This window comes from Bradyrhizobium semiaridum, from assembly GCF_020329505.1.
GTDB lineage: Bacteria > Pseudomonadota > Alphaproteobacteria > Rhizobiales > Xanthobacteraceae > Bradyrhizobium > Bradyrhizobium semiaridum.
Genome location: NZ_JAGKJJ010000045.1, coordinates 1 through 21,707 on the forward strand (window position 1 = coordinate 1; position 21,707 = coordinate 21,707).

Below are 21,707 nucleotides of genomic sequence, written 5' to 3' on the forward strand. Positions count from 1 at the left end.
CGGCGCCTGTTACAAATCCTTCGCCTTCCAGAAGGCCTGCAAGCGCCTCGGCCTCAAGCACATCCGCACCAAGCCCTACACGCCAAAGACTAATGGCAAGGCTGAGCGCTTCATTCAAACCAGCCTACGAGAATGGGCTTACGCGCAGGCCTACAACACTTCTCAGGAACGAGCAGCGGAGTTGCCTCGATGGCTTCACCGCTACAACTGGCATCGTCCTCATGGCAGTATCGGCTCAAGGCCACCCATCAGCAGGCTCGACATGGCCGGGAATAACCTCTTGAGGCTCCACAGCTAGCCCTTAGCCGACATTGCCTCGTGGTGCGCCGGTGTCCAGTTCCGTCCTTAGCGGAGCTCCGGCAGGCGTCCCCGGAGGCCTGCCGCGACTACTCAAAGGCTCACAAGCGGTCGTCGCTCGGGACGTGGAGTGCCCATGCTACGGCGGGAGTTTCTCGTCATGATGAGACTTCCAGTCCCCTGAAATGATAAACCTTGCGGGGCGCAGCATGCATCGGGCGTCTTGATCAGTGACGAGCGCTTGCAGCCGTCGTTGGCGGCATGTCTGCGATTGACCTTAGCGCTTCTTCGCCGGCAGCGACGCCGGCGCGGGTGGCTGCTTCACCGCCGCGGCCTGTGCCGGCAGGTACTTCGCGACGATTGCGGGATCGAGCTGGGCCATCGCGCTGTCCGGCAGCCGGGTCCAGACCTCGTCCTTGCCGAGCCAGGAGATGCCGAGATAGCCGCGCATCGTCAGCGTCTGGCCGTCGGCGCTCAGCGTCATCTTGGCCTTGTAGACCTTGCCGTCGCGCGGATCGAGCACGTTGCCGTTCTCGTATTTCAGGCCCTCGCGCTTCATGTCGCGGATGAAGGACAGCCCGAGCCAGGGCGCGTTCTTGCGGTCATCGGTGCATTTCGAGCAGATCGGATTCGGCGGCTCGCCGGGGTCGGCAAAGATCTTGGCGATCACGCCTTCGTAGATGCCGCTGTGATCGATCACCAGGAACCAGCCCTCCGGCTTGCCGTCCTCGGTCTTCTGCCAGAGGCCCGCCGCGGACGGCTCCGCGGCCGGAGCCGCGACGATGGCCGCGACAGTGCAAGCCGCAGCGATCGCAACGATCAGCCGAAGTTTCGATAGCGTGTTCCGCATCATCATCACCTGATCAATCGACAAACCAACCCCCGGACTCTAGGGCCATTTCGCGACGTATGAAAGTACCTGCGCCACGGCGGAAAACCATCGTGGCGCAAGCATGGGCCGCAATTCGGGCGAAATCAGTTCACTCCGAGCTTCTTCTGCAGGCTCGATGACGATGTCGTGTACTGGAACACCAGCCGCTTGTCCGGATAGACGTAGCGGTGCGCCTTCTGCGCCATCAGCGCGCCCTCGTGGAAGCCAGACAGGATCAGCTTCAGCTTGCCCGGATAGGTGTTGATGTCGCCGATCGCGAAGATGCCCGGCACGTTGGTCTCGAACGCCGCAGTGTCGACCGGGACCAGGTTGTTCTCCAGCGCCACGCCCCAATTGGCGACCGGGCCGAGCTTCATGGTGAGGCCGAAGAACGGCAGGATCGTATCGCACTCGACCTTGCTCATCGCATTGTCGTTGCCCTTGACGTGAGCAGCGGAGACCTGGCCGCTGGCGCCTTCGAGCTCGGTGACCTGACCGATCCTCAGATCCATCTTGCCGCCGGCGACCAGCGCTCGCATCTGCTCGACGCTGTGCGGCGCCGCGCGGAAATCGTCGCGCCGGTGCAGCAGCGTGATCCGCTTTGCGATCGGATGCAGGTTGAGCGTCCAGTCCAGCGCGGAGTCGCCGCCGCCGACGATCAAAATGCTCTTGTCGCGGAACTGCTCCATCTTGCGCACGGCATAGAACACCGAGGTGCCCTCAAAGGCCTCGATGCCGGGCACCGGCGGCCGCTTCGGCTGGAACGAGCCGCCGCCGGCCGAGATCACCACCACCTTGCATTCGAACTCCTTGCCGGCATCGGTCTTCACGCGGAACAGGGGATCGCCGATCTTCTCGATCGTCTCAACCATCTCGTTGAGATGGAAGGTCGGGTGGAACGGCTTGATCTGCTCCATCAGCTGATCGGTGAGGCCCTGGCCGGTGACGAAGGGAATGCCGGGAATGTCGTAGATCGGCTTCTCCGGATAGAGCTCCGCGCACTGGCCGCCGATCTTGTCGAGGATGTCGACCAGATGCGCCTTCATGTCGAGCAGGCCGAGTTCGAACACGGCGAACAGTCCGCACGGGCCCGCGCCAATAATCAGCACATCGGTTTTGATCACTTCGCTCATATCCGCTTCTTTTCGTTTGAAATCGGCTGGGACGGCATCTCGCCAGTCCAGCCCGGGGATGCCGGATCGGGACATGCATAATAGGGGTAGAGGGCGGCGCGGCAACCCCTTGCCGAGCCTCGACAACTCGGCTGTATGGACGGCAAACTGACGGAGATCCCCTCGTGAACGCCCCTGCCCGCGCCGACGATGCGCCGCGCCTGGAAGACTTCCCCTATCGGCTTTCGGACAATGTGCGCTTTGCCGATCTCGACCCCAACGGGCACGTCAACAACGCGGTCTATGCCAGCTATTTCGAGACCGGCCGCGTCACGCTGGTGAAGGACCGCAGCATGGGGCTGATGCCGCCCGGGCTCGGCTGGATCATGGTGCGCCTCGACATCCATTTCCGCGCCGAGCTGCACTGGCCGGGCCAGATCGAGCTCGGCCTCGGTCTCGTCAAGTTCGGGCGGACGTCGACCACCTTCGACCAGGTGGTGTTCTCGGAAGGCCGCTGCGTGGCATCGGCGAAGGCGATCACCGTAATGATCGATGAAGCGACGCGTCGGCCGACGCCGCTGCCGGCCGAGGTCAAGGAGAACTTTCGGCGCTGGGTACGCCGCGGGGTCAATCCGGACGCGGACTAAGACTCTAGGCCTGCCGCTCGGGCGTCGTCACCACGAGCCCGTCGAGATCGTCGGTGACCTTGATCTGGCACGACAGGCGGGAGTTCGGCCGCACGTCGAAACCGAAGTCGAGCATGTCCTCTTCCATCGGCGAGGGCGCACCGACCTTCTCGCGCCAGGCTTCGTCGACGTAGACGTGGCAGGTCGCGCAGGCGCAGGCGCCGCCGCATTCGGCTTCGATGCCCGGGATCGCGTTGCGGATCGCCCCTTCCATGACGGTCGCGCCGTTCTCGATCTCAATGGTGCGTTTCTCGCCGGAATGGTCGACAAAGTGGATTTTGGCCATGATCGCTCGTGCTGCCGGAGTATGCCGGACAATAGATGGAAGGTCCCCGGCAGTCCCTATAACGGGTCGACCCGCACAGCGCTAGCGGGCGGGGATCGAAAACCTGCCGGTGGATTTCGGGTGCCTCAAGACCGGCGAAGGATCAGCTCGATCGCCGCGCGGGTCTCGGCAATCGCGGCGCCGAGCGCGGCGAGCGGCTGGGAGGGGTCGGAACCGGCCGAAAGCGCGGTTTCCAGCCGGGCGGCGGCTTCCGCCACCACGAAGGCGCCGATCGCGCGCGCCGATCCCTTGAGGGTATGGGCGTGCTGTCCCGCCTCGGCCGGCAGGACCGCCAGTTCGCCGAGGATCCGGACGGACTGGGTCGAGAACATCGCCAGCACCTCCCGCTCGAGGCCGGCGTCGCCAAGGGTCATGCGCTGGAGGTGGTCGAGGTCGATCGGGCCATCGCCAGGCGCGAGCGGCGGCGATTGCGTCCATTCGATCCGGTCGACGTGAAGCGGCATGGCCTGTCCCCGTGGTGTCCGCCGGTGCGTCCGGACGGATTGTTGGGCCCAGCCAATCATGAAACTGGTTAACGGATTATTGTCGGGATCGTCGGCAAATTCGCCCGATTCCGGACAATTTCCCGTCACAATCGGCGGAATAGGGCGGGAATTTTGAGTACCCATAAGGCCTTATGGCGCAAAGCTGTTAACGATGATTAAGAAAGTATTAATCGCAAGCATTTCATTCGCATCGCTCAGCCAATAGGATGTTTGCGGATGTAGCGGACAAGCCGCCGAGGGGGGCGCTTGCCTTCCGCTGTGGGCACCGGCTTCGAGCTTGCGGGGGACGCAGGCAGGCTCGCCGACGCGTAAAAAGTGAGAGGGCTCAGACTGAACATGGCGAACACACCAAAGAAGGTCAAAGATCCCACCGAAGTCGCGCTTTCTGCCATTCAGGAAGCCCTCAACATCAGCGAACAGGCCGCGGAGAACCGCAGCACCGCCAAAGACGGCGCCGCGCCGCCGAATCTTCCGCCGGCAGCGCCCGATTTCGCCGCCTCGCCGTTCGAGCCCCATCCTACCCCGGCATTCCAGCCCGAGGAGCCGCGCAGCCCGCGTCGTGCCGCCAACGACGATCGCGCGACCATCGGCCAGATGCTGCAAGCGTTGCAGAGCGGCCGTCCCGCGCGCAACGCCTTCACGCTGTTCTTCATCTGCTCCGGCGCCTGGCTGCTCGGCGGCCTGATCCTGACGATCGCGTTCTGGCCGTCGCTGCAGGCCTCGATGGCCCAGGGCACCGGCGCGCTGGTGCTCGCCGGCCTCGCCGTGCTGTTCGCCGTGCCGGTGCTGCTGTTCTACTATCTCGCCAGCCTCGCCTCGCACGGTCAGCGCATGCAGATGATCGCGCAATCGATGGCGCAGGTCGCGATCCGCTTCTCCGAGCCGGAAAACGCCGCCGCCGATTCCATGGTCACGGTCGGCCAGGCGATCCGCCGCGAGGTCGCGGCGATGGGCGATGGCGTCGAGCGCGCGATCGCGCGCGCCGGCGAACTCGAATCCCTCGTCGCCAATGAGGTCGCGGCGCTGGAGCGCGCCTATTCCGACAACGAGGTGCGCATCCGCGCGCTGCTGCAGGACATCGCCCATCAGCGCGACAACCTGGTCGGCCAGGCCGAGCAGGTGCGCAGCGCGATTTCCGGCGTGCAGATCGACCTGCGCCACGACATCGCGCTGATCTCGGATGCGATCGCCTCGCGCGTCGACGAGGTCGCCAAGAGCATCACCAGCGCGCTGGAGGAGCGCGGCCAGCACATCACCACCGCACTGAGCCATGCCGGCGACAACATGATCCTCGCGCTCGGCGAGCGCGGCGGCGACCTGCTCGATCGCCTCGAGGAAGCCAGCTCCGAGACCACGCGCGCCGTGCTCGAGGCCTCCGAGCGGCTGACCACCAGCCTCAACTTCAAGACCGGCCATGTCCATGACGAATTCGTCGACCTCGCCGACCGCGTCCACGAACTGCTCAACGAGCGCATCGACCGCATCACCGGCGAGTTCGAGCAGCGTTCGGCGACCATCATCGACGGCATCTCCGACCGCACCGAGCAGGTCCACGATAGCCTGAAGAACTCCGGCGATTCGCTGCTGCTCGAGCTCGAGCTGCGCAGCAACGACCTGATCAGCAAGATCGACGACGCCGGCAACCGCCTCGCCAACCAGATCATGACCAGCGGCGACAAGGCGAGCGAAGCGCTCGACGTCACCGTCAATTCGCTGGTCGCCAAGGTGGTGAGCCAGACCGAGACCGCGCACGACTCGCTGTCGCTGCAGATGAGCGCGTTCGACGAACTGGTGAAGGACCACGGCGCCGAGCTCGCCGAGAAGTTCGCCCGCGACTCCGGCACGCTCGGGGCGCTGATCACCCGCCACATCTCGGAATTCGACCGCACCGTGAAGACCTTCGGCGGCGACATCGTCGAGCGCATGGGCCAGCGCACCCAGGACATCGCCGAGAGCCTGAAGACCTATGTCGACACCTTCGACCATCGCGTGACCTCGAACAGCGGCCAGATCACCGCCTCGCTCGACCAGCGCCTGCTGCAGTTCGAGACCACGCTCGGCAGCCGCGTCACCAACCTCGACGCCTCGCTGAACGACAAGCTCTCGACCTTCGATTCCTCGCTCGCCACCAAGATCGGCTCGCTGGACACCTCGCTCAGCGGCCATCTGTCGACGCTCGACAGCGCGCTCGACAACCGCCTGAAGTCGCTGGACGCCACCATCGACGGCCGGCTCAAGACCCTCGAGGTCACCTTCGACAGCCGCGCGAAGTCGGTCACCGATACCATCGACGGCCGCCTCGGCACGCTCGCGACCTCGCTCACCGAAGGCGCCGCCCAGGCGATCCAGTCGATCGACTCGCGGCTCGGCCTGCTCACCACGACGCTGACCGAGGGCACCGTGCAGGCGATCGCCGCGGTCGATCACCGCATCAACAACGTCACCGAAACCATCGACGGGCACAGCGTGCGGCTCGCCGACACCATCAACGGCCGCAGCGCGCACCTCACCGACACCATCTCGGCGCGCTTTGCCGACATCCAGCAGGGCATCGAGAGCCGCGTCGGCGCGGTTGCCAACGACATCGACACCCGCGTCGCGCAGTTCGAGGACCTGCTCGGTTCGCGCGTCGAGGCGGTCGCCGGTCGCATCGAGAGCTCCGGCCGCCAGGCCAGCGAAGATCTGATGTCGCGCGCCGAATTGCTGTCGTCGAGCATCAAGTCGCATGTCGAGGACGCCGAGCGCTCGCTCACCAACCTCGTGGTCAACACCAGCGAGACCATCCAGACCGGCGCCCGCACGGCGCAGCAGGCACTGCTCTCCGTGTCTTCGGACGTCGGCGCACAGCTCAAGCTGAGCTCGGCCGAGGTCGAAGGCGTGCTGACCGCGGTCGGCACCAGCGCCGCCAACGCGATCCTCACCAGCGCCCGCGACGCCCAGGCCTCGCTGGTCTCCGCTTCGGGCGACGTCGCCTCGCAGATCAAGTCGCTGTCGGAGGATGTCGAGCGCACGCTGCAGGCTGCAGGAACCGCCACCGCCGCCTCGGTGCTGGCGGGCGCGCGCGAGGCGCAGACCACGCTGGTGTCGGCCTCCGCCGACGCCGCGAGCCAGGTCAAGTCGCTGGCCGCCGACATCGAGCGTTCGCTGTCGATGACCGGCACGGCGACCGCCGAAGCCATCATGACCGGCGCCCGCGAGGCGCAGACGACGCTGGTGTCCGCCTCCAACGACGCCGCGAGCCAGGTCAAGTCGCTGGCCGCCGACATCGAGCATTCGCTGTCGATGGCCGGCACGGCCACCGCGGAAGCCATCATGAGCGGCGCCCGCGAGGCCCAGACCACGCTGATCTCGACATCGACCGACGTCACGGGCCAGGTCAAGTCGCTCACCAGCGACGTCGAACGCTCGCTGTCGCTCGCCGGCTCAGCCACCGCGGAAGCGATCGTGACCAGCGCCCGCGAGGCCCAGTCCACGCTCACCGGCGCATCCACGGAAGCCGCGAACCTGGTGCGTACGCTCGTTGCCGACGTGCAGCATTCGCTCTCGACGGCCGGCACCGCCACTGCGGAATCCGTCGTGTCGAGCGCCCGCCAGGCCCAAAGCACGCTGGCCAGCGCCTCCACCGAGGCTGCCGACCTGGTCCGCTCGCTGGCGGCCGACATGGAGCGTTCGCTGTCGATGGCCGGTTCGGCCACCGCCGAAGCGATCACATCAGGTGCGCGCGAGGCCCAGACCACGCTGGTCGACACCTCCACCGAGGCCGCGACCAAGGTGGCGGCGCTCGCCGCCGACATCCAGCGCTCGCTGTCGATGGCCGGCAACGGCACCGCCGAAATGCTGACCGCCGGCGCCCGCGAGGCGCAGAACACCCTGATCGGCGCCTCGTCGGAAGCTGCCAACCACATCAAGTCGCTCGCGGTCGATATCGAGCGCACGCTGACCGCGGTCGGCACCAACACGGCGCAGACCATCCTCGGCAGCGCCCGCGAGGCCCAGACCTCGTTCACGGCGACCGCCAGCGAGGCGGCAAGCCAGATCCGCGAGATCTCCAGCGAGATCGAGCGTTCGCTGACCACCAGCAGCGCGGAGGCCGCCCAGACCATCCTCGGCAACGCCCGCGAGGCGCAGAGCCTGTTCGCGGCAACCTCGGGCGACGCCGTCAACCAGATCCGCGTGCTCTCGACCGATATCGAGCGCGCACTCAGCGCGGTCACGGCCAAGACCACCGACAACATCCAGACCTCGGCGCAGAATGCGCAGGCGGCGCTGGTCAGCATGTCCAGCGAGGTCTCGACCAAGGTCAAGACCACCGCGGCCGACATCGAACGTGCGGTGCTGTCGGCCTCGAGCGCGTTCGGCTCGGCGATGACCGGCAAGACCGACGAGATCGTCACCTATGTGGCGCAGCAGGCCGACCGGCTGTCGCAGATGGTCGACGGCCGCCGCGGCGCCCTGGTCGAGGCGCTGACCGTCAAGACCACGCAGCTCGCGACGGACATCGATCGCGCCACCGCGGATGCGCTGAAGGCGATCGAAAACCGCGGCATGGCGTTCTCGCAGTCGATGGCGGCGCAGGGCAACGATGTCGCGCGCAACATCACCACGGCCGGCGACCAGGCGACCGGCGCGGTGGCGAAGTCGCTCAAGGACCTCGAGCAGGCCTCGCGCGCGGCGATCGACCAGTCGCGCCAGGTCTCGATCTCGGCCGTCACCGAGATGCAGGAGACCAGCAAGATCCTGCGCACCGACACGGTGGCGCTGTTCGAGCGGCTGCGCGAGGGCAACATCCTGCTGCAGGAGGTGCTGACCGGCGCCCACGACAACCTCAACTCGCTGGAACGCGCACTGGTGACCCGCGTCGCCGACTTCGTGTCCGCCATGAACGACGTCACCTCGCGCAACGGCGTCGCAACCCAGACGCTGGAAGACCAGCTCACGGTGTTCAACAGCAAGACCAGCAAGGCGCTGGAGGACCTCGGCGAGCTGTCGACCCAGTTCGAGACCCATGGCAAGGCGCTGATCGAGGCGGCTGCCACGGTCGAGCAGGCCAACCGCTCGACGACGGCTTCGGTCAACGAGCGCAAGTCGGCGCTGGAAGCGCTGGTCACCACCATCGACCTGCGCACCACCGATCTCGACCAGCGGCTGTCGCGCTTCACCGGACTGCTGGATGAATCGCTGGCCGCGGCCGAAGAGCGTGCCCGCGACATCGCCCGCGTGGTGGCGGAGACCGCCGGTGCCGGCTCGGCGGCGCGAGATGCACGCCGAGCTCGAGGCCACCCGCAACGAGCTGCGCCGCGGCGTGCTGGAGATGCCGCAGGAGGCTGCCGAGAACACCGCGCAGATGCGCAAGGTGATCGTCGACCAGATCGAGGCGCTGGCCGAGCTCAACCGCATCGTGGCGCATCACGGCCGCGGCCTCGACGTGGTCAGCGCCGGCCGCAGCGTTCGCCAGGAGGAGCCGCTGATGGCTGCCGCCGGCGGCCGCAACGAGGTACGGATGCGCGATACCGGCATGCGTGACAACGGCAACAGCGCGTCGACGCTGCCGCCACCCGACCTGGGCATGCCGACCTCGCGCCGCACCGAGGCGCCGCCGGTCAGCCCGGCGGGCCCCGACAACGGCCGCGACGGCTGGCTGTCCGACCTGCTCAACCGCAGCGACGCACCACCGCCGCAGCCGAGCCGCGAGGCTGCGCGGCCCCGCCCGCAGCCGCAGGCCGCCGCCAATCCGCTGGAGTCGCTGTCGCTCGACATCGCCCGGCTGATGGACCGCAACCTCGCCGCCGAGATGTGGGATCGCTATCAGCGCGGCGAGGACAAGGCGTTCTCCAAGCGCCTCTACACGCCGGCCGGCCAGAAGGCGTTCGACGAAGTGGCGCGCAAGTACCGCTCCGACCGCGGCTTCAAGCAGACCGTTGACCGCTACATCGCCGAGTTCGAGCGCCTGCTCGACGAAGTCGCCCGCGACGGCCGCGGCCAGCAGGAGCTGCGCAGCCACCTGACCTCGGAGACCGGGCTGGTGTACACGCTGCTGGCGCACGCAGCGGGACGGCTGGGGTGAGTCCGGCGAATAGCGAGTAGCGAATAGCGAATGAAAAACGGAGGCCGAACGGCCTCCGTTTTTGTTTGGGCTGCAGCTACGGCCGACCTCGACCGTAGCGCGACAGTGTCGACCCCGGTCATTACGGGCCAACGAGTCTCGCGAACGCGAGCCCGATCGGTCCGTATGTGCGGCGCGCTGGATTGCTTCGTCGCTTCGCTCCCTGCAATGACGGGACTGGCAGCTGGGGAAAAGCTATTCGCTATTCGCTACTCACCATTCGCCGCGCTACTGCCGCCGCCGCGGCCCTGGCGCGACCGGTGCCGGCGCCGGCTCGGGTGCGGCGTTGTTGCTTCCGCCGAAGATCACGCGGCTCGGGTTACGATCAAAGTTGTTCACCGCGCGGCTGATGTCGGAGAGCGTGCGGCGGCCGTCGGCGATCAGCGCGCCGGAGCGCTTGTCGAGATCCTCGGCGAGGTCGCGGATCGACTTCACCATCTGATTGAGTTCGCCGCCATTCTTTCCCCCGGCGATGGTATCCAGTCCGAGCATCAGGCTGTCGGCCTTGCTCATCACGCCGTCAACCTTGAGCATGACGTTGTCGATCTTCTCGGAATTGCGGGCCAGCGCCTGGGTGAAGGTCTCGAGGTTCTTCAGCGAATTCTTCACCGACTGCTGATTGTCGGCGACGATGCGGTTGACGTTTTGCAAGGTGGCACGGATCGCCTCGGTGACGTCCTGCAGCGCGTTGGGGTCGGCGGTCAGCACCGGGATGCCGTCCTCGTCCAGCGGCACCGGCGGGGCGGCCTCCTCGCCGCCCTTCAGCGAGATCGCGGCGACGCCAGTGAGGCCCTGGAATTCGAGGCCGACGACGGTGTCCTTGCGGATCGGGGCGTTGTTCTCGATCATCGCCAGCGCTACCACGCGCCGCGGATTGTCGAGCTTGACGGAGATCACTTCCCCTATTCGGATACCATTGAAATTGACATTGCCGCCATTGCGCAGGCCGGAGGCCGGGCCCTCGAAGACCACCCGCAACGGGCTGCGCTGCTTGGTGGTGTGCAGGCTCTGGAACCAGAGCACGAAGCCAAACGCGGCCGCGATCACCGCCAGCGTGAAGGCCCCGATCAGGACGTAGTTCGCCCGGGTTTCCATCGATTGCTTCCTAGGCCCTCGCGCAGCGCAGCTGCCCGACCGCCCGTCGAACTCCCTGTTGGCACATGATCTGGTCGGAAAACCGGCCTCCGCGTTGTGGGATCATGCGCTATGCCACAACGGCGCGGGCGCGCTTGCCGTTGAAATATTGCTGCAGCCACGGATGCTGCGATGCCTTCATGTCGGCGATCGATCCTGCAGCAATGATCTTACCGTTCCCTAAAACAGCAACACGGTCGCACGCGGTGTAAAGACTGTCGAGGTCGTGGGTTACCATGAAAACGGTCAGCCCCAAAGTGCGCTGCAGGGTGCGCACCAGCTCGTCGAAATCGCCGGCGCCGATCGGATCGAGGCCCGAGGTCGGCTCGTCGAGAAACACCAGTTCGGGATCGAGCGCGAGCGCGCGCGCCAGCGCGACGCGTTTGATCATGCCGCCCGACAGTTCCGACGGATAGCGGTCGGCGACCTCCGGCTTCAGCCCGACCATCGCGAGCTTGGCCGCCACGATCTCGTCGAGTAGCCGCTGCGAGATGCGTAAGTATTCGCGCACCGGAAACTGGATGTTCTGCCGCACCGTGAGTGAGGAGAACAGCGCGCCCTGCTGGAACAGCACGCCCCAGCGCCGCTCGACCGCGCGGCGCTGCGCCGAATTGGCAGCATCAAGATCGATGCCGAACACCTCGATGCGACCGGCGACCTTCGGCACGAGGCCGATGATGGTGCGCGTCAGCACCGACTTGCCGGCGCCCGACGGACCGACGAAGCCGAGGATCTCGCCGCGCTTCACATCGAGACTGAGGGCGTCGAGCACGCGGGTCTTGCCGAATTGCACCGTGACGTCGCGGACGCGGATGATGGCCTCCTGCTCCGCCATCGTCACATCCCGATCGAGGCGAAGAAGATCGCGAACACGCCGTCCATCACGATCACGAAGAAGATCCCCTTCACCACCGACGAGGTGGTGTGCTGTCCGAGCGATTCCGCCGAACCCTGCACCGCAAGCCCCTCGACGCAGGCGACGATGCCGATCACCGCGGCCATCACCGGCGCCTTGACCAGGCCGACGATGAAATGGTCGATCGATATGGCGTCACGAAGGCGGAGCAGGAAGGCTTCCGGATCGACGCCGCCGTAGAGCCACGCCACCAGGCCGCCGCCATAGAGCGCGGCCATCGCGCCGAGAAAGGCCAGGATCGGCAGCGCCAGCACCAGCGCGAGCATGCGCGGCAAGACCAGCACCTCGATCGGATCGAACCCCATGGTGCGCAGCGCGTCGATCTCCTCGCGCATCTTCATCGAGCCGAGTTCGGCGGTATAGGCCGAGCCGGAGCGGCCCGCGACCATGATCGCGACCAGGAGCACGCCGATCTCGCGCAGCACCAGCACGCCGAGCATGTCGACGACGAAGATGTCGGCGCCGAACCTGCGGAAATGGAAGATGCCCTGCTGCGAGATGATGCAGCCGATCAGGAAGGTGATCAGCACCACGATCGGCACCGCGCGCCAGCACACCTGCTCGAGGTGGTGCACCGTCGAGGTCAGGCGGAAGCTGCGCGGACGGATCAGCACCTTGCCGGATGCGGCCAGCACCGCGCCGAGCATGTCGACCAGGCTGACGACGGTGCCGCCGATTCCGACCACGACGCGGCCGATCTGCTCCAGCATGGCGGTGATCGACAGCGTGTCATTGTCGGCCTTGGGCGCGGCGCCGACGCGGCTGACCTCGTCCACCAGGCTGGAATAGTTGGCGGAGAGGCCCGCGATCTTGGCTTCCGCCGAGGCGTCGCTGAGGCTGCGGCGCAGCCGCTCGATCAGCCAGGCGCCGAACGTATCGAGGCTTGCGACCTGGGAGACGTCGATGAAGATATGCGGCCGACTGCCGCGCAGCTTCTCGGCGTCGGAGACGATGCGTTCTAGTGCGGGGGCAAAGCGGGCGGTCCAGTCGCCCGCCGCGCACAATGCCAGTCCCTCGCCTTGGGCTATCCGCTCCAGTGTCGGGTCGCCGCTCAATGTTGCCACCCCCTTGGCCCGGCTGGCAGTTCTATCCGGCACCGGCCGGATCGACTTGTCGAATCTGTCACTAACCAGCCATAGTTGGCTTCGCCCCGCAAGGCATACGGTTCAGGAAATAGTAGACTTTAAAATGACTTCCATCCCATCCCGAGCTGTTTCTTTGGTGGCGCGGATCGAGCGCTGGCCGATCGCGGGCAGCTTCACGATCAGCCGCGGCACCAAGACCGAAGCCGTGGTCGTGGTGGCCGAGGTCAGCCAGGACGGCGTCACCGGCCGCGGCGAATGCGTGCCCTATCCGCGCTATGGCGAGACGCCGGAGGCGGCGCTGTCGGCGATCCAGGCGATGCAGGCACCGCTCGCCAGCGGAATCGACCGCAACGCCTTGCAGGCCGCGATGCCCGCCGGTGCGGCCCGCAACGCGCTGGACTGCGCGCTGGCGGACCTCGAGGCCAAGCGCGCCGGCGCGCGCATCTGGCAGTTGCTCGGCCGGCCCGCGCCGGAGCCCCGCACCACTGCCTATACGATTTCGCTCGGACCAGCGGAGGCGATGGCCGAGGCCACCGCGAAAGCCGCGCACCGCGCACTGCTCAAGATCAAGCTCGGTGGCGAGGGCGATGCGGCGCGGATCGCCGCGGTGCGCAAGGCGGCACCTGCATCCGAACTGATGGTCGATGCCAACGAGGCGTGGACCGAAGATAACCTCGCCGCCAATCTCAAGGCCTGCGCCGATGCCGGCGTCACGCTGATCGAGCAGCCGCTGCCGGCCGGCAAGGACGAGGCGCTGGCGCGGATCGAGCGGCCGGTGATGGTGTGCGCCGACGAGAGCGTGCACGACCGCGCCTCGCTCGAAGCGCTGCGCGGCCGCTATGACGCCGTCAACATCAAGCTCGACAAGACCGGCGGGCTGACTGAGGCGCTGGCGATGGCGGACGCCGCTGGCGCGCTCGGCTTCGAGATCATGATCGGCTGCATGGTCGCGACCTCGCTGTCGATGGCGCCGGCGATGCTGATCGCGCAAGCTGCGCGCTTCGTCGATCTCGACGGCCCGCTGCTGCTGGCGCGCGACCGCGACCACGGCCTGCGCTATGCGGGCAGCCTGGTCTATCCGCCGGACGCCGCGCTATGGGGCTGATGGCTCTTTCCTTGACGCGTTTTCCTAAAGCATGATCCGGAAAAGTGCGGCGCGGTTTTCCGAAAAGATCATGCTCAAACAAAGAGCTAAAGCGCGATGACGATTCGATCAAATCTCATCGCGCTTTAGCGCGAGCCGGGACCCGCTTCGCTTGAAGTCGCTGTGAATCGCTTGCGCGCCAGCCACATCGCGAGCCCGCCTGTACCGGCCATCGCCGCCATCATGTAATAGGCACCGAGCCCGTAGCGCGCATAGACCATGCCGCAGAGGATCGACGTCGTGCTCGCGACGATGCCGCCGCAGGCCGCCAGATAGCCCTGCCCGCGCGCCATGATGTGCGCGGGCACGTGATGCACCATCAGTCCCATGATGCCGACCTGGGTCAGCCCGAAGGTCAGCCCATGCCCGAGCTGCACGATTGCGAGGATCGGCAGCGGCGGATCCTGCGCGGTGATGCTCCAGCGCGCCACCGCGCTCGCAGCCGCGACCACCACCAGAATGGCAGGCGGCAGCGTGAAGCGCGGCGACAGCGCGAACAGCACGATCTCGGCGACGACGCCGAGCACCCAGAGGCCGGCGATCGTGAGGCCGTTGAGGCCGGCCTGCTGCCAGGCGATCGAGGCGAAGATGTAATAGGCGGAGTGGCTGCTCTGGATCAGCGCCGACGTCACGATAATGGCGAGGAAGGCCGGATCGCGCAGCAGCTTGCGCGCGCCGGCCGCCGGCGCCGCTGCGGCCTTTGGACGTTGCAGCGGCTGCAGCGTCAGGCTGACCAGCGCGCCGATCACGGTCACCGCCGTGATGATCCAGATCAGATGAATCTCGGCGACGTAGCCGAGCAACAGCCCGCTGATGAGCGCGCAGACCACGAAGGCAGCGGAGCCCCACAGCCGCAACGGTCCGTAATTGAGGCCGTACTGCCGGACGCCGCGCAGCGCATAGGCGTCGGTCAGCGGCACCATCGGCGTCCACACGCAGCAGGTCAGCGCGTAGAGTGCGAGCACGAGGAACGGCTGGTGCTGGGTACCGACCAGCGCGAAGCCGAGCGCGGTGGCGAAGGCCGTGGCGATGATCGCGCCGCGCAGCATCTGGCGCCGTTCCGCCGCAGCCGTCACCATCGGCAGCACGGTGAAGCGCGTCACCGGCGGCACCGCCGTGATGATGCCGATCCAGGTGGCGTCGATGCCGATCGCCTTCAGCCACACCGTGAAGAACGGCAGCTGGACCCCGGTCACGCCGAACAGCGTGGCATAGAACGCCGCGAGCCGCGCAGCGAATCGCCGCGATGCAACTTTGGCCGCGATGGGGATTTGTGATTCGGAAGACATCAATTCAATTGCGATTCGCGCGATATCGTGGTGATCGTTAGCGTAACGCGCAGTGATTTGCGCGGAGAGATTGTTATGGCCGAAGAAGCATTCGCCCTGTCGCCGATTTCCGCCCGCGCGGCCCAGCCGAGCGAGGAGGACTATGCCGCGATCAGCGAGGCCTTCATGGAGACCTCGCGGGGCCGCTGGTTCCTCGGCGAGTATGCCAAACGCAACCGCAATGCCGATACCCGCATGGTGCTCGACGCCGTGGCGCGGATCGAGGAAAGCCTTGCCGCGCAGCGCAAGGCCGCCGCGGACGCCTGTCGGGACGAGCAACTGGAACAGGTGCTGGGCGCCCTGCGCGGCGTCATCGAGTCCGCCCAGGCCTCCGCGCTTGCGGCCCTCGACGGCGTGAGCTTCGAGCAGACGCTGGCGCCGGTGCGCAAGGGCGTGCGGGTGATTCGGGAAATCTCCTGGCGGCTGCGCGAGATCGGCAATGACGGAAGGATCTGCGACATCATCGATTCGCAGGTCAGCGCGATCGAGGCCGGTGCCGCCCGGCTCTCGATGGACGAGGCCAAGGGCGTGCTCGATGCCGCCTTCGCGACGCTGACGCGCCGGCTCGCCGAGTTCAATGCGGACGAGGCGGTCACGGCCGCGGAGCCCGATGTAGCCGAGGCCGCGGTCGCGGAGCCGGCTGCGCCTGCGCCCTCGCCGCCGCCGGCGGCCGCAAGCGCGGCTTCCGATGCCGTGACGGCCGAGCCGCCACCGGCTCAGGACGCCGCTGAGCCAATGCCTGCGTCCGAATTCGTCGCGCCTGCGGCCGCCGAGGCGGACTTGCCTTCGCCTGACGACACTGCGCTGGCCAGAGCCGAGGCAGCGCCGGCGGAAGCCGAAGCCGCCGAGCTCGCCCGCGTCACCGAGAAGGCCGCGGCCGACGCGCAGGACGAAGCCGTGCTCGACCTGATCGCGGCGGAGATGGGCGCGCCCGATCCGATCGACGAAGAGGCGATTGCCGAGGAGATTCGCGCCGCGAAGGAACTGCGCGTCGCCGAGGCGATGGCCGCCGAGCCGGACATGGCGGTATCGGCGCCCGAGCCCATGCGGATGCCGGAACCGGTGCACGTCGCCCGGCCTGCGCGCGTCCTGCAGCCAGTCGGCGCGCCGATGGCCGCCGCGCGGACCGTGGAAGCGCCCGTGAGCCCGCCTGCTTCGCCGGTTCGCGCCGAAGCTGCGCCCGAGCCGAATGCCGAGATCTCGCTGGGATCGAGCATCATCGCGAGCGGCCTCGTCAAGCGGCCGATCCTCGCGGCCAACGATCCGCTGGCGCCGATCCGCCGCATGAGCCAGAGCGAGAAGATCGCGTTCTTCTCGTGATCGCCGCAAACCCAACTCGTCATGCGCGGCTTGACCCGCGCATCCATCAAAGGACACTTGTTGCTTGATGGATTGCCGGGTCACGCCCGGCAATGACGAGACGCGAATGGAGCTCAGGCCACCAGCTTCGCAAACAAGTCGGCATCGACATTGCCGCCCGAGAGCACGATCACGACGTTCTTGTCCTTGACGTCGATCCGTCCCGCCAGCAGCGCGGCGAGCCCGATCGCGCCGCCGGGCTCGACCACCAGCTTCAGCTCGCGATAGGCAAAGGCGACCGCGGCACCGACTTCGTCATCGGTCGCATTGACGCCGGCCGCGAGCAGCTTGCTGTTGATGGCGAAGGTGAGCTCGCCCGGCATCATCGCCATCAGCGCATCGCAGATGGTGCGCGCGGCGACCGGATGCGCCTCGCGATGCCCGGCCTTCAGCGACAGCGCGTGATCGTCATAGCCCGAAGGCTCGGCGACGATCACCTGCGCCTGCGGAAATCTCGTCTTCACCGCGGTGGCGACGCCCGCGATCAGACCGCCGCCGGAGGCCGGCGCAACCACGATGTCGGGGGTGAGCCCGAGCGCCGCCATGTCCTCGGCGATCTCGCGGCCGGCCGTGCCCTGGCCTGCGATCACGAACGGATCGTCATAGGGCCGCACCAGCGTTGCGCCGCGCTTGCCGGCGATGCCGTTGGCGATCGCCTCGCGATCGTCGCGGTCGCGATCGTACAGCACGACCTCGGCGCCATAGGATTTGGTGCGCTCGCGCTTTGTCAGCGGCGAGTCCGCCGGCATCACGATGGTCGCCTGCATGTTGAGGATCTTTGCCGCGGCTGCGACGCCCTGGGCATGATTGCCCGAGGAGAACGCGACCACGCCGCCGCCGCGCTTGTCCTGCGGGATCGAGGCGAGCTTGTTGAAAGCGCCGCGGAACTTGAACGATCCGGTCCGCTGCAGCATCTCGGGTTTCAGGAAGACCTTGGTGCCGACCCGTTCGTCGAGGACGGGGAAGGTCAAGAGCGGCGTGCGCACCGCGAACGGCGCGACCACCCTTGCGGCGGCGTCGATGTCCGCGGCAGCGACGGGTGGATTGAGAGCGGTGTCCGTCATCCGCAATTTGTATCGCGGCGGCGGACGGCCCGGCAAGACGCATTATCTTGGTGTGGGCTGGGTGGCCGGCAGGGCGGCAAAATGGTGCTTTTCGGCGCCGAACTCGATCGCCTCCCCCTCGCCGTCGGGCGGCACGGGGCGGACATTCATGCAGCGGTCGATGAACACCCGGGCCGAGGCCTGCCAAGTGTGGAGCGCGGCGAAATCGACGCAGGCCTGCCGCGAGATGCTGAGCGCCTCCAGGCAGGCCTGGCGCAGATCCTCGTCGAGCACGCCGACCGGCGCGGAGCCGATCACGTCGCTCGGACCGGTGACCGGAAAAGCGGCAACCGGCAGGCCGCTGGCCAGCGCCTCCAGCAGCACCAGGCCGAACGTGTCGGTCCGGCTCGGGAACACGAACACGTCGGCGGCGGCATAGATCTCGGCCAGTTCCTCGCCATGGCGGGCGCCGAGGAACACCGCCTCGGGATATTTCCGCTCCAGCGCCAGCCGGGCCGGACCGTCGCCGACCACCACCTTGGTGCCCGGCAAATCGAGATCGAGGAACGCCTCGAGATTCTTCTCCACCGCCACCCGGCCAACGCTGAGATAGACCGGCTGCGGCAGGCAGAGATCGACGTCGCGCGGATGGAACATCGCGGTGTCGACGCCGCGCGACCACAGCACGACGTTGCGGAAGCCGCGCTGGCGCAGTTCGGCCGCCAGCGCCGGCGTCGCCGCCATCACCGCCTGGCTCGGCCGGTGGAACCAGCGCAGCGCGCGCCAGACCCAGCCTTCGGGGATCGGCGTTCGCGCCGAGACATATTCGGGGAAGCGGGTGTGGAAGCTGGTGGTGAACGGCAGGCTGCGCTTGCGGCAGTAGCGGCGGACCGCAAGCCCGATCGGACCTTCGGTCGCGATGTGGATGCTGTCGGGCTTGGCGACCTCGATCAGGCTGGCGACCTTGGCCTGATCCGGCAGCGCCAGCCGGAGATCGCGATAGCTCGGCATCGCAAAGGTGCGGAACGAATCCGGCGTCAGGAAACTCACCTCGACGCCGAGCGACTTCGCCGCCTGCGCCATCATGGTCAGCGTGCGGACAACCCCGTTGACCTGGGGATGCCACGCATCGGTCGCGACCAGGATATGCGTCATGCAGCGCGTGCCGTGACCCGCGGCACCGGCGTCACACGGCGCACCGGATCGGTCCAGGTGATGATCTCGAAGCGGCCGTCCTCGTGCTCGGCGAGCGCGGTGCAGCTCTCGACCCAGTCGCCGCAATTCATGTAGCGGATGCCGTGCTCGTCATGGATCGTCGCGTAGTGGATGTGGCCGCAGATCACGCCGTCGCAGCCGTGGCGGCGCGCCTCGCCGGCCAACGTCGATTCGAACGCGCCGATATAGTTCACCGCCTTCTTGACCTTCAGCTTGGCCCATTGCGACAGCGACCAGTACGGCACGCCGAACATCTTGCGGAAGAAGTTGACGAAGCGGTTCATCTGGATCGCGAAGTCGTAGGCCTTGTCGCCGAGATGGGCGAGCCAGCGCGCGTTCTGCACCACGAGATCGAAGATGTCGCCGTGGATCACGAGATAGCGCTTGCCGTCGGCGCCGGTGTGGACAGTGTTCTCCACCACATCGATGCCGCCGAAATGCGTGCCGTAATATTTGCGCAGGAACTCGTCGTGGTTGCCCGGGACGTAGATCACCTTGGCGCCCTTGCGCGCCTTGCGCAGCATCTTCTGCACGAAATCGTTGTGGGTCTGTGGCCAGTACCAGTTCGACTTCAGCGCCCAGCCGTCGACGATATCGCCTACGAGATAGATCGTGTCGGCATCGTGGGTGCGGAGGAAGTCGAGCAGGCGATCGGCTTGCGAGCCGCGGGCTCCGAGATGGACATCGGAGATAAACAAAGTGCGAAAGCGCCGCTCGGGGCTTTCTTCACTCGAGGAGTCGCTTCCCATGCCGGTGCACCTAACAGATTCCTATGACAAGGCGATGACGATCCCCGCGACCCAAGGCCCCACAAACAGTTAACGAGAATCGGTTGCACGCCCCTTCACTGCGGATAACAGCCGCATGCGACAATCTGGCGACATGGCGGCCCGTCGCTGTGCGGAACATGGCGATGTGTTGCTGATGTAACGCGATGGGACAACAGCCACCGTCATTGCTAGCGAAGCGAAGCAATCCATCTGTCCGCACACGCGGAGCGATCGATTGCCTCGTCGCTCTCGCTCCTCGCAATGACGGTGGTTAGCCCGGATGAGCGGAGCGTCATCCGGGGCCGCTGCATCAGCGGATGGCCCGGCCCCGGATTGCGCTGCGCTTCATCCGGGCTACGGGAGCTTCAGTAATACTTGTGGAAATGATGCACAGGGCCGTGGCCGTGGCCGACGGCGAAGCGATCGGCCTCGGCGATCGCTTGCGTGATCCAGGCCTTGGCGTTGCGCACCGCGGTCTCCATGTCTTCGCCCTTCGCAAGGCCCGCTGCGATCGCCGACGACAGCGAGCACCCGGTGCCGTGCGTATTCGCCGTCGCGATCCGCGGCGCTGCCAGCGCGATGCTGCGCTCGCCGTCGATCAGATAGTCGATGCTGTCGGCGCCATGGCCGTGGCCGCCCTTGACCAGCACCGCGCGGCATCCCATCGCCAGCAATCGCTTCCCATGCGCTTCGACATCGGCCTCGCTCTCCGCGGTCGTCTCGTTCAGCAGCGCCGCCGTCTCCGGCAGGTTCGGCGTGATCAGCGATGCCAGCGGAAACAGCCGGGTCCGGAGCGCATCGACTGCCTCGGCCGCGAGCAGCCGGTCGCCTGAGGTCGCGACCATCACGGGGTCGAGCACGACATGGCGCGGCGCCCAGCGCGTCAGGCCGTCGGCGATCGCCGCGATGGTCTCGGCCTGCGCCACCATGCCGATCTTCACCGCGCCGACCGCAAGGTCGGAGAACACGGCGTCGATCTGCGCGGTGACGAAGTCGGCCGGGACCGGATGGATGCCGGTGACCCCCTTGGTGTTCTGCGCGGTCAGCGCCGTGATGACGGAAGCGCCGTAGACGCCGCACGCGGCAAAGCTCTTCAGGTCGGCCTGGATGCCGGCGCCGCCGGAGGAATCCGAGCCGGCAATGGTGAGCGCGACCGGAGTCATGACGGGGCGCAAGGAGTGGGTGGAAACGGGGTCATGGCCTGTCCTAGCGCGGGAAGCCCATCGGCAGCAAGTTCGGCTGGATTTGCCGTGACTTGGCGCCGCGGTCGAGCGCGCCCCTGACCTCCACTTAGCCTTGCCACGGCCGTCCGTTTTTGGCCTATTGTCGGCAATTCTCCGGAGACAAAGCGATGGTTCCCTTCTTCGTCCAGATCAAGTGCAAGCTCGGCCAATCCTACACCGTCGCCAACGCGCTGGCGGAGGCCGAGATCGCATCGGAGATCTATTCCACCGCGGGCAATTACGATCTCCTGGTCAAGTTCTATGTCGACCACGACACCGATATCGGCCACTTCATCAATGAGAAGGTTCAGGTGATCCCGGGCATCCAGGACACGCTCACCATCATCACCTTCAAGGCCTTCGGCGGCCGCTAGCTGCTTCTCACCTCTGCCTATGGGCTAAGGTATGCACACATTTCATTTGGGCCGATTTTGCTAAGGGCCGCACGGGAGGTGGCAGGGCTCTCTCCCCCCCTTGCGGGGGAGAGTTGGAGAGAGGGGTAAGCCACAAACACCGTCCGCGCGGCTTACCCCTCTCCCTAACCCTCCCCCGCAAGGGGGGAGGGAACCGATCCATTGGTGCCTTCCTGA

General features: G+C 66.7%; 18 protein-coding genes. 6 read left to right on the forward strand and 12 right to left on the reverse strand.

Annotated features, from left to right (window positions below; all coding sequences use genetic code 11):
• Positions 1-298 (forward strand): integrase core domain-containing protein (locus J6500_RS30000; RefSeq protein ID WP_225716311.1); only part of this gene is annotated, 298 nt, incomplete at its 5' end.
• Positions 299-574: 276 nt separating this feature from the next.
• On the opposite strand, the gene J6500_RS30005 is transcribed toward J6500_RS30000, so the two are convergent.
• Both J6500_RS30005 and J6500_RS30010 read right to left on the reverse strand, forming a co-directional pair.
• Positions 575-1,147, reverse strand: a complete 573-nt coding sequence (locus tag J6500_RS30005; protein ID WP_225716312.1) for a DUF2147 domain-containing protein — start codon at positions 1,145-1,147, stop codon at positions 575-577.
• Between the two features lie 125 nt (positions 1,148-1,272).
• Positions 1,273-2,301 (reverse strand): NAD(P)/FAD-dependent oxidoreductase, encoded by a 1,029-nt coding sequence (locus J6500_RS30010; protein WP_225716313.1) that lies wholly within the window; start codon positions 2,299-2,301, stop codon positions 1,273-1,275.
• A gap of 164 nt (positions 2,302-2,465) precedes the next feature.
• Here J6500_RS30010 and J6500_RS30015 point away from each other — a divergent pair, with 164 nt between their 5' ends.
• The gene (locus tag J6500_RS30015; RefSeq protein WP_225716314.1) at positions 2,466-2,927 is read left to right on the forward strand and encodes an acyl-CoA thioesterase; all 462 of its coding nucleotides are present in this window, start codon (positions 2,466-2,468) and stop codon (positions 2,925-2,927) included.
• 4 nt (positions 2,928-2,931) lie between these two features.
• Here J6500_RS30015 and J6500_RS30020 read toward each other — a convergent pair whose 3' ends face one another.
• Together J6500_RS30020 and J6500_RS30025 are read right to left on the reverse strand one after the other, a co-directional pair.
• Positions 2,932-3,252: a 2Fe-2S iron-sulfur cluster-binding protein gene (locus J6500_RS30020; RefSeq protein WP_225716315.1), complete on the reverse strand. Its 321-nt coding sequence runs from the start codon at positions 3,250-3,252 to the stop codon at positions 2,932-2,934.
• 125 nt (positions 3,253-3,377) lie between these two features.
• Entirely contained in the window at positions 3,378-3,755 is a 378-nt protein-coding gene (locus tag J6500_RS30025) for an Hpt domain-containing protein (protein ID WP_225716316.1), read from the reverse strand.
• Positions 3,756-4,133: 378 nt separating this feature from the next.
• Between J6500_RS30025 and J6500_RS30030 the strand changes: the two genes are divergently transcribed.
• Positions 4,134-9,320 carry an apolipoprotein A-IV repeat region-like domain-containing protein gene (locus J6500_RS30030; protein WP_376707875.1) on the forward strand — a complete coding sequence of 1,729 codons (5,187 nt, stop codon included), beginning with the start codon at positions 4,134-4,136 and terminating at the stop codon, positions 9,318-9,320.
• Positions 9,321-10,128: 808 nt separating this feature from the next.
• On the opposite strand, the gene J6500_RS30035 is transcribed toward J6500_RS30030, so the two are convergent.
• From J6500_RS30035 to J6500_RS30045, 3 genes are all read right to left on the reverse strand, one after another.
• Positions 10,129-10,995 carry an MlaD family protein gene (locus tag J6500_RS30035; protein WP_225716317.1) on the reverse strand — a complete coding sequence of 289 codons (867 nt, stop codon included), beginning with the start codon at positions 10,993-10,995 and terminating at the stop codon, positions 10,129-10,131.
• A 109-nt stretch (positions 10,996-11,104) separates the two neighbouring features.
• On the reverse strand, positions 11,105-11,869 hold the full coding sequence (locus tag J6500_RS30040) for an ABC transporter ATP-binding protein (protein ID WP_225716318.1): 765 nt from the start codon (positions 11,867-11,869) through the stop codon (positions 11,105-11,107).
• Between the two features lie 2 nt (positions 11,870-11,871).
• Positions 11,872-13,005, reverse strand: a complete 1,134-nt coding sequence (locus tag J6500_RS30045; protein WP_225716333.1) for an MlaE family ABC transporter permease — start codon at positions 13,003-13,005, stop codon at positions 11,872-11,874.
• Between the two features lie 133 nt (positions 13,006-13,138).
• Here J6500_RS30045 and dgcA point away from each other — a divergent pair, with 133 nt between their 5' ends.
• A complete protein-coding gene (gene dgcA, locus J6500_RS30050; RefSeq protein WP_225716319.1) occupies positions 13,139-14,140 on the forward strand; it encodes an N-acetyl-D-Glu racemase DgcA in 1,002 nt (333 codons plus the stop codon).
• 125 nt (positions 14,141-14,265) lie between these two features.
• Here the strand turns inward: dgcA and J6500_RS30055 are convergent, their stop codons facing one another.
• The gene (locus tag J6500_RS30055) at positions 14,266-15,468 is read right to left on the reverse strand and encodes an MFS transporter (protein ID WP_225716320.1); all 1,203 of its coding nucleotides are present in this window, start codon (positions 15,466-15,468) and stop codon (positions 14,266-14,268) included.
• 75 nt (positions 15,469-15,543) lie between these two features.
• Here J6500_RS30055 and J6500_RS30060 point away from each other — a divergent pair, with 75 nt between their 5' ends.
• Entirely contained in the window at positions 15,544-16,827 is a 1,284-nt protein-coding gene (locus tag J6500_RS30060) for a hypothetical protein (RefSeq protein WP_225716321.1), read from the forward strand.
• A gap of 113 nt (positions 16,828-16,940) precedes the next feature.
• On the opposite strand, the gene J6500_RS30065 is transcribed toward J6500_RS30060, so the two are convergent.
• The 4 genes from J6500_RS30065 to thiD all read right to left on the reverse strand — a co-directional run bounded on the left by J6500_RS30065 (position 16,941) and on the right by thiD (position 21,057).
• Positions 16,941-17,930 (reverse strand): threonine/serine dehydratase family protein, encoded by a 990-nt coding sequence (locus J6500_RS30065; protein WP_225716322.1) that lies wholly within the window; start codon positions 17,928-17,930, stop codon positions 16,941-16,943.
• 42 nt (positions 17,931-17,972) lie between these two features.
• The gene (locus tag J6500_RS30070; RefSeq protein ID WP_225716323.1) at positions 17,973-19,064 is read right to left on the reverse strand and encodes a glycosyltransferase family 4 protein; all 1,092 of its coding nucleotides are present in this window, start codon (positions 19,062-19,064) and stop codon (positions 17,973-17,975) included.
• Entirely contained in the window at positions 19,061-19,873 is an 813-nt protein-coding gene (locus J6500_RS30075; RefSeq protein WP_225716324.1) for a UDP-2,3-diacylglucosamine diphosphatase, read from the reverse strand. The genes J6500_RS30070 and J6500_RS30075 overlap by 4 nt, the downstream gene beginning before the upstream one ends.
• 386 nt (positions 19,874-20,259) lie before the next feature.
• Entirely contained in the window at positions 20,260-21,057 is a 798-nt protein-coding gene (gene thiD, locus J6500_RS30080; RefSeq protein ID WP_225716325.1) for a bifunctional hydroxymethylpyrimidine kinase/phosphomethylpyrimidine kinase, read from the reverse strand.
• Positions 21,058-21,245: 188 nt separating this feature from the next.
• Between thiD and J6500_RS30085 the strand changes: the two genes are divergently transcribed.
• Positions 21,246-21,491, forward strand: coding sequence for an Lrp/AsnC ligand binding domain-containing protein (locus J6500_RS30085; protein ID WP_211988925.1), 246 nt, complete (start codon positions 21,246-21,248; stop codon positions 21,489-21,491).
• Positions 21,492-21,707 lie beyond the last annotated feature (216 nt).

Excerpts from the sequence above, each read along its gene's own strand:
- J6500_RS30035 (WP_225716317.1), bottom strand. The coding sequence starts at position 10,995 with ATGGAAACCCGGGCGAACTACGTCCTGATCGGGGCCTTCACGCTGGCG.
- J6500_RS30005 (WP_225716312.1), bottom strand. The coding sequence starts at position 1,147 with ATGCGGAACACGCTATCGAAACTTCGGCTGATCGTTGCGATCGCTGCG.
- J6500_RS30030 (WP_376707875.1), top strand. The coding sequence starts at position 4,134 with ATGGCGAACACACCAAAGAAGGTCAAAGATCCCACCGAAGTCGCGCTT.
- J6500_RS30010 (WP_225716313.1), bottom strand. The coding sequence starts at position 2,301 with ATGAGCGAAGTGATCAAAACCGATGTGCTGATTATTGGCGCGGGCCCG.
- J6500_RS30065 (WP_225716322.1), bottom strand. The coding sequence starts at position 17,930 with ATGACGGACACCGCTCTCAATCCACCCGTCGCTGCCGCGGACATCGAC.
- J6500_RS30025 (WP_225716316.1), bottom strand. The coding sequence starts at position 3,755 with ATGCCGCTTCACGTCGACCGGATCGAATGGACGCAATCGCCGCCGCTC.
- J6500_RS30060 (WP_225716321.1), top strand. The coding sequence starts at position 15,544 with ATGGCCGAAGAAGCATTCGCCCTGTCGCCGATTTCCGCCCGCGCGGCC.
- J6500_RS30070 (WP_225716323.1), bottom strand. The coding sequence starts at position 19,064 with ATGACGCATATCCTGGTCGCGACCGATGCGTGGCATCCCCAGGTCAAC.
- J6500_RS30055 (WP_225716320.1), bottom strand. The coding sequence starts at position 15,468 with ATGTCTTCCGAATCACAAATCCCCATCGCGGCCAAAGTTGCATCGCGG.
- J6500_RS30020 (WP_225716315.1), bottom strand. The coding sequence starts at position 3,252 with ATGGCCAAAATCCACTTTGTCGACCATTCCGGCGAGAAACGCACCATT.
- thiD (WP_225716325.1), bottom strand. The coding sequence starts at position 21,057 with ATGACTCCGGTCGCGCTCACCATTGCCGGCTCGGATTCCTCCGGCGGC.
- dgcA (WP_225716319.1), top strand. The coding sequence starts at position 13,139 with ATGACTTCCATCCCATCCCGAGCTGTTTCTTTGGTGGCGCGGATCGAG.
- J6500_RS30040 (WP_225716318.1), bottom strand. The coding sequence starts at position 11,869 with ATGGCGGAGCAGGAGGCCATCATCCGCGTCCGCGACGTCACGGTGCAA.
- J6500_RS30075 (WP_225716324.1), bottom strand. The coding sequence starts at position 19,873 with ATGGGAAGCGACTCCTCGAGTGAAGAAAGCCCCGAGCGGCGCTTTCGC.
- J6500_RS30085 (WP_211988925.1), top strand. The coding sequence starts at position 21,246 with ATGGTTCCCTTCTTCGTCCAGATCAAGTGCAAGCTCGGCCAATCCTAC.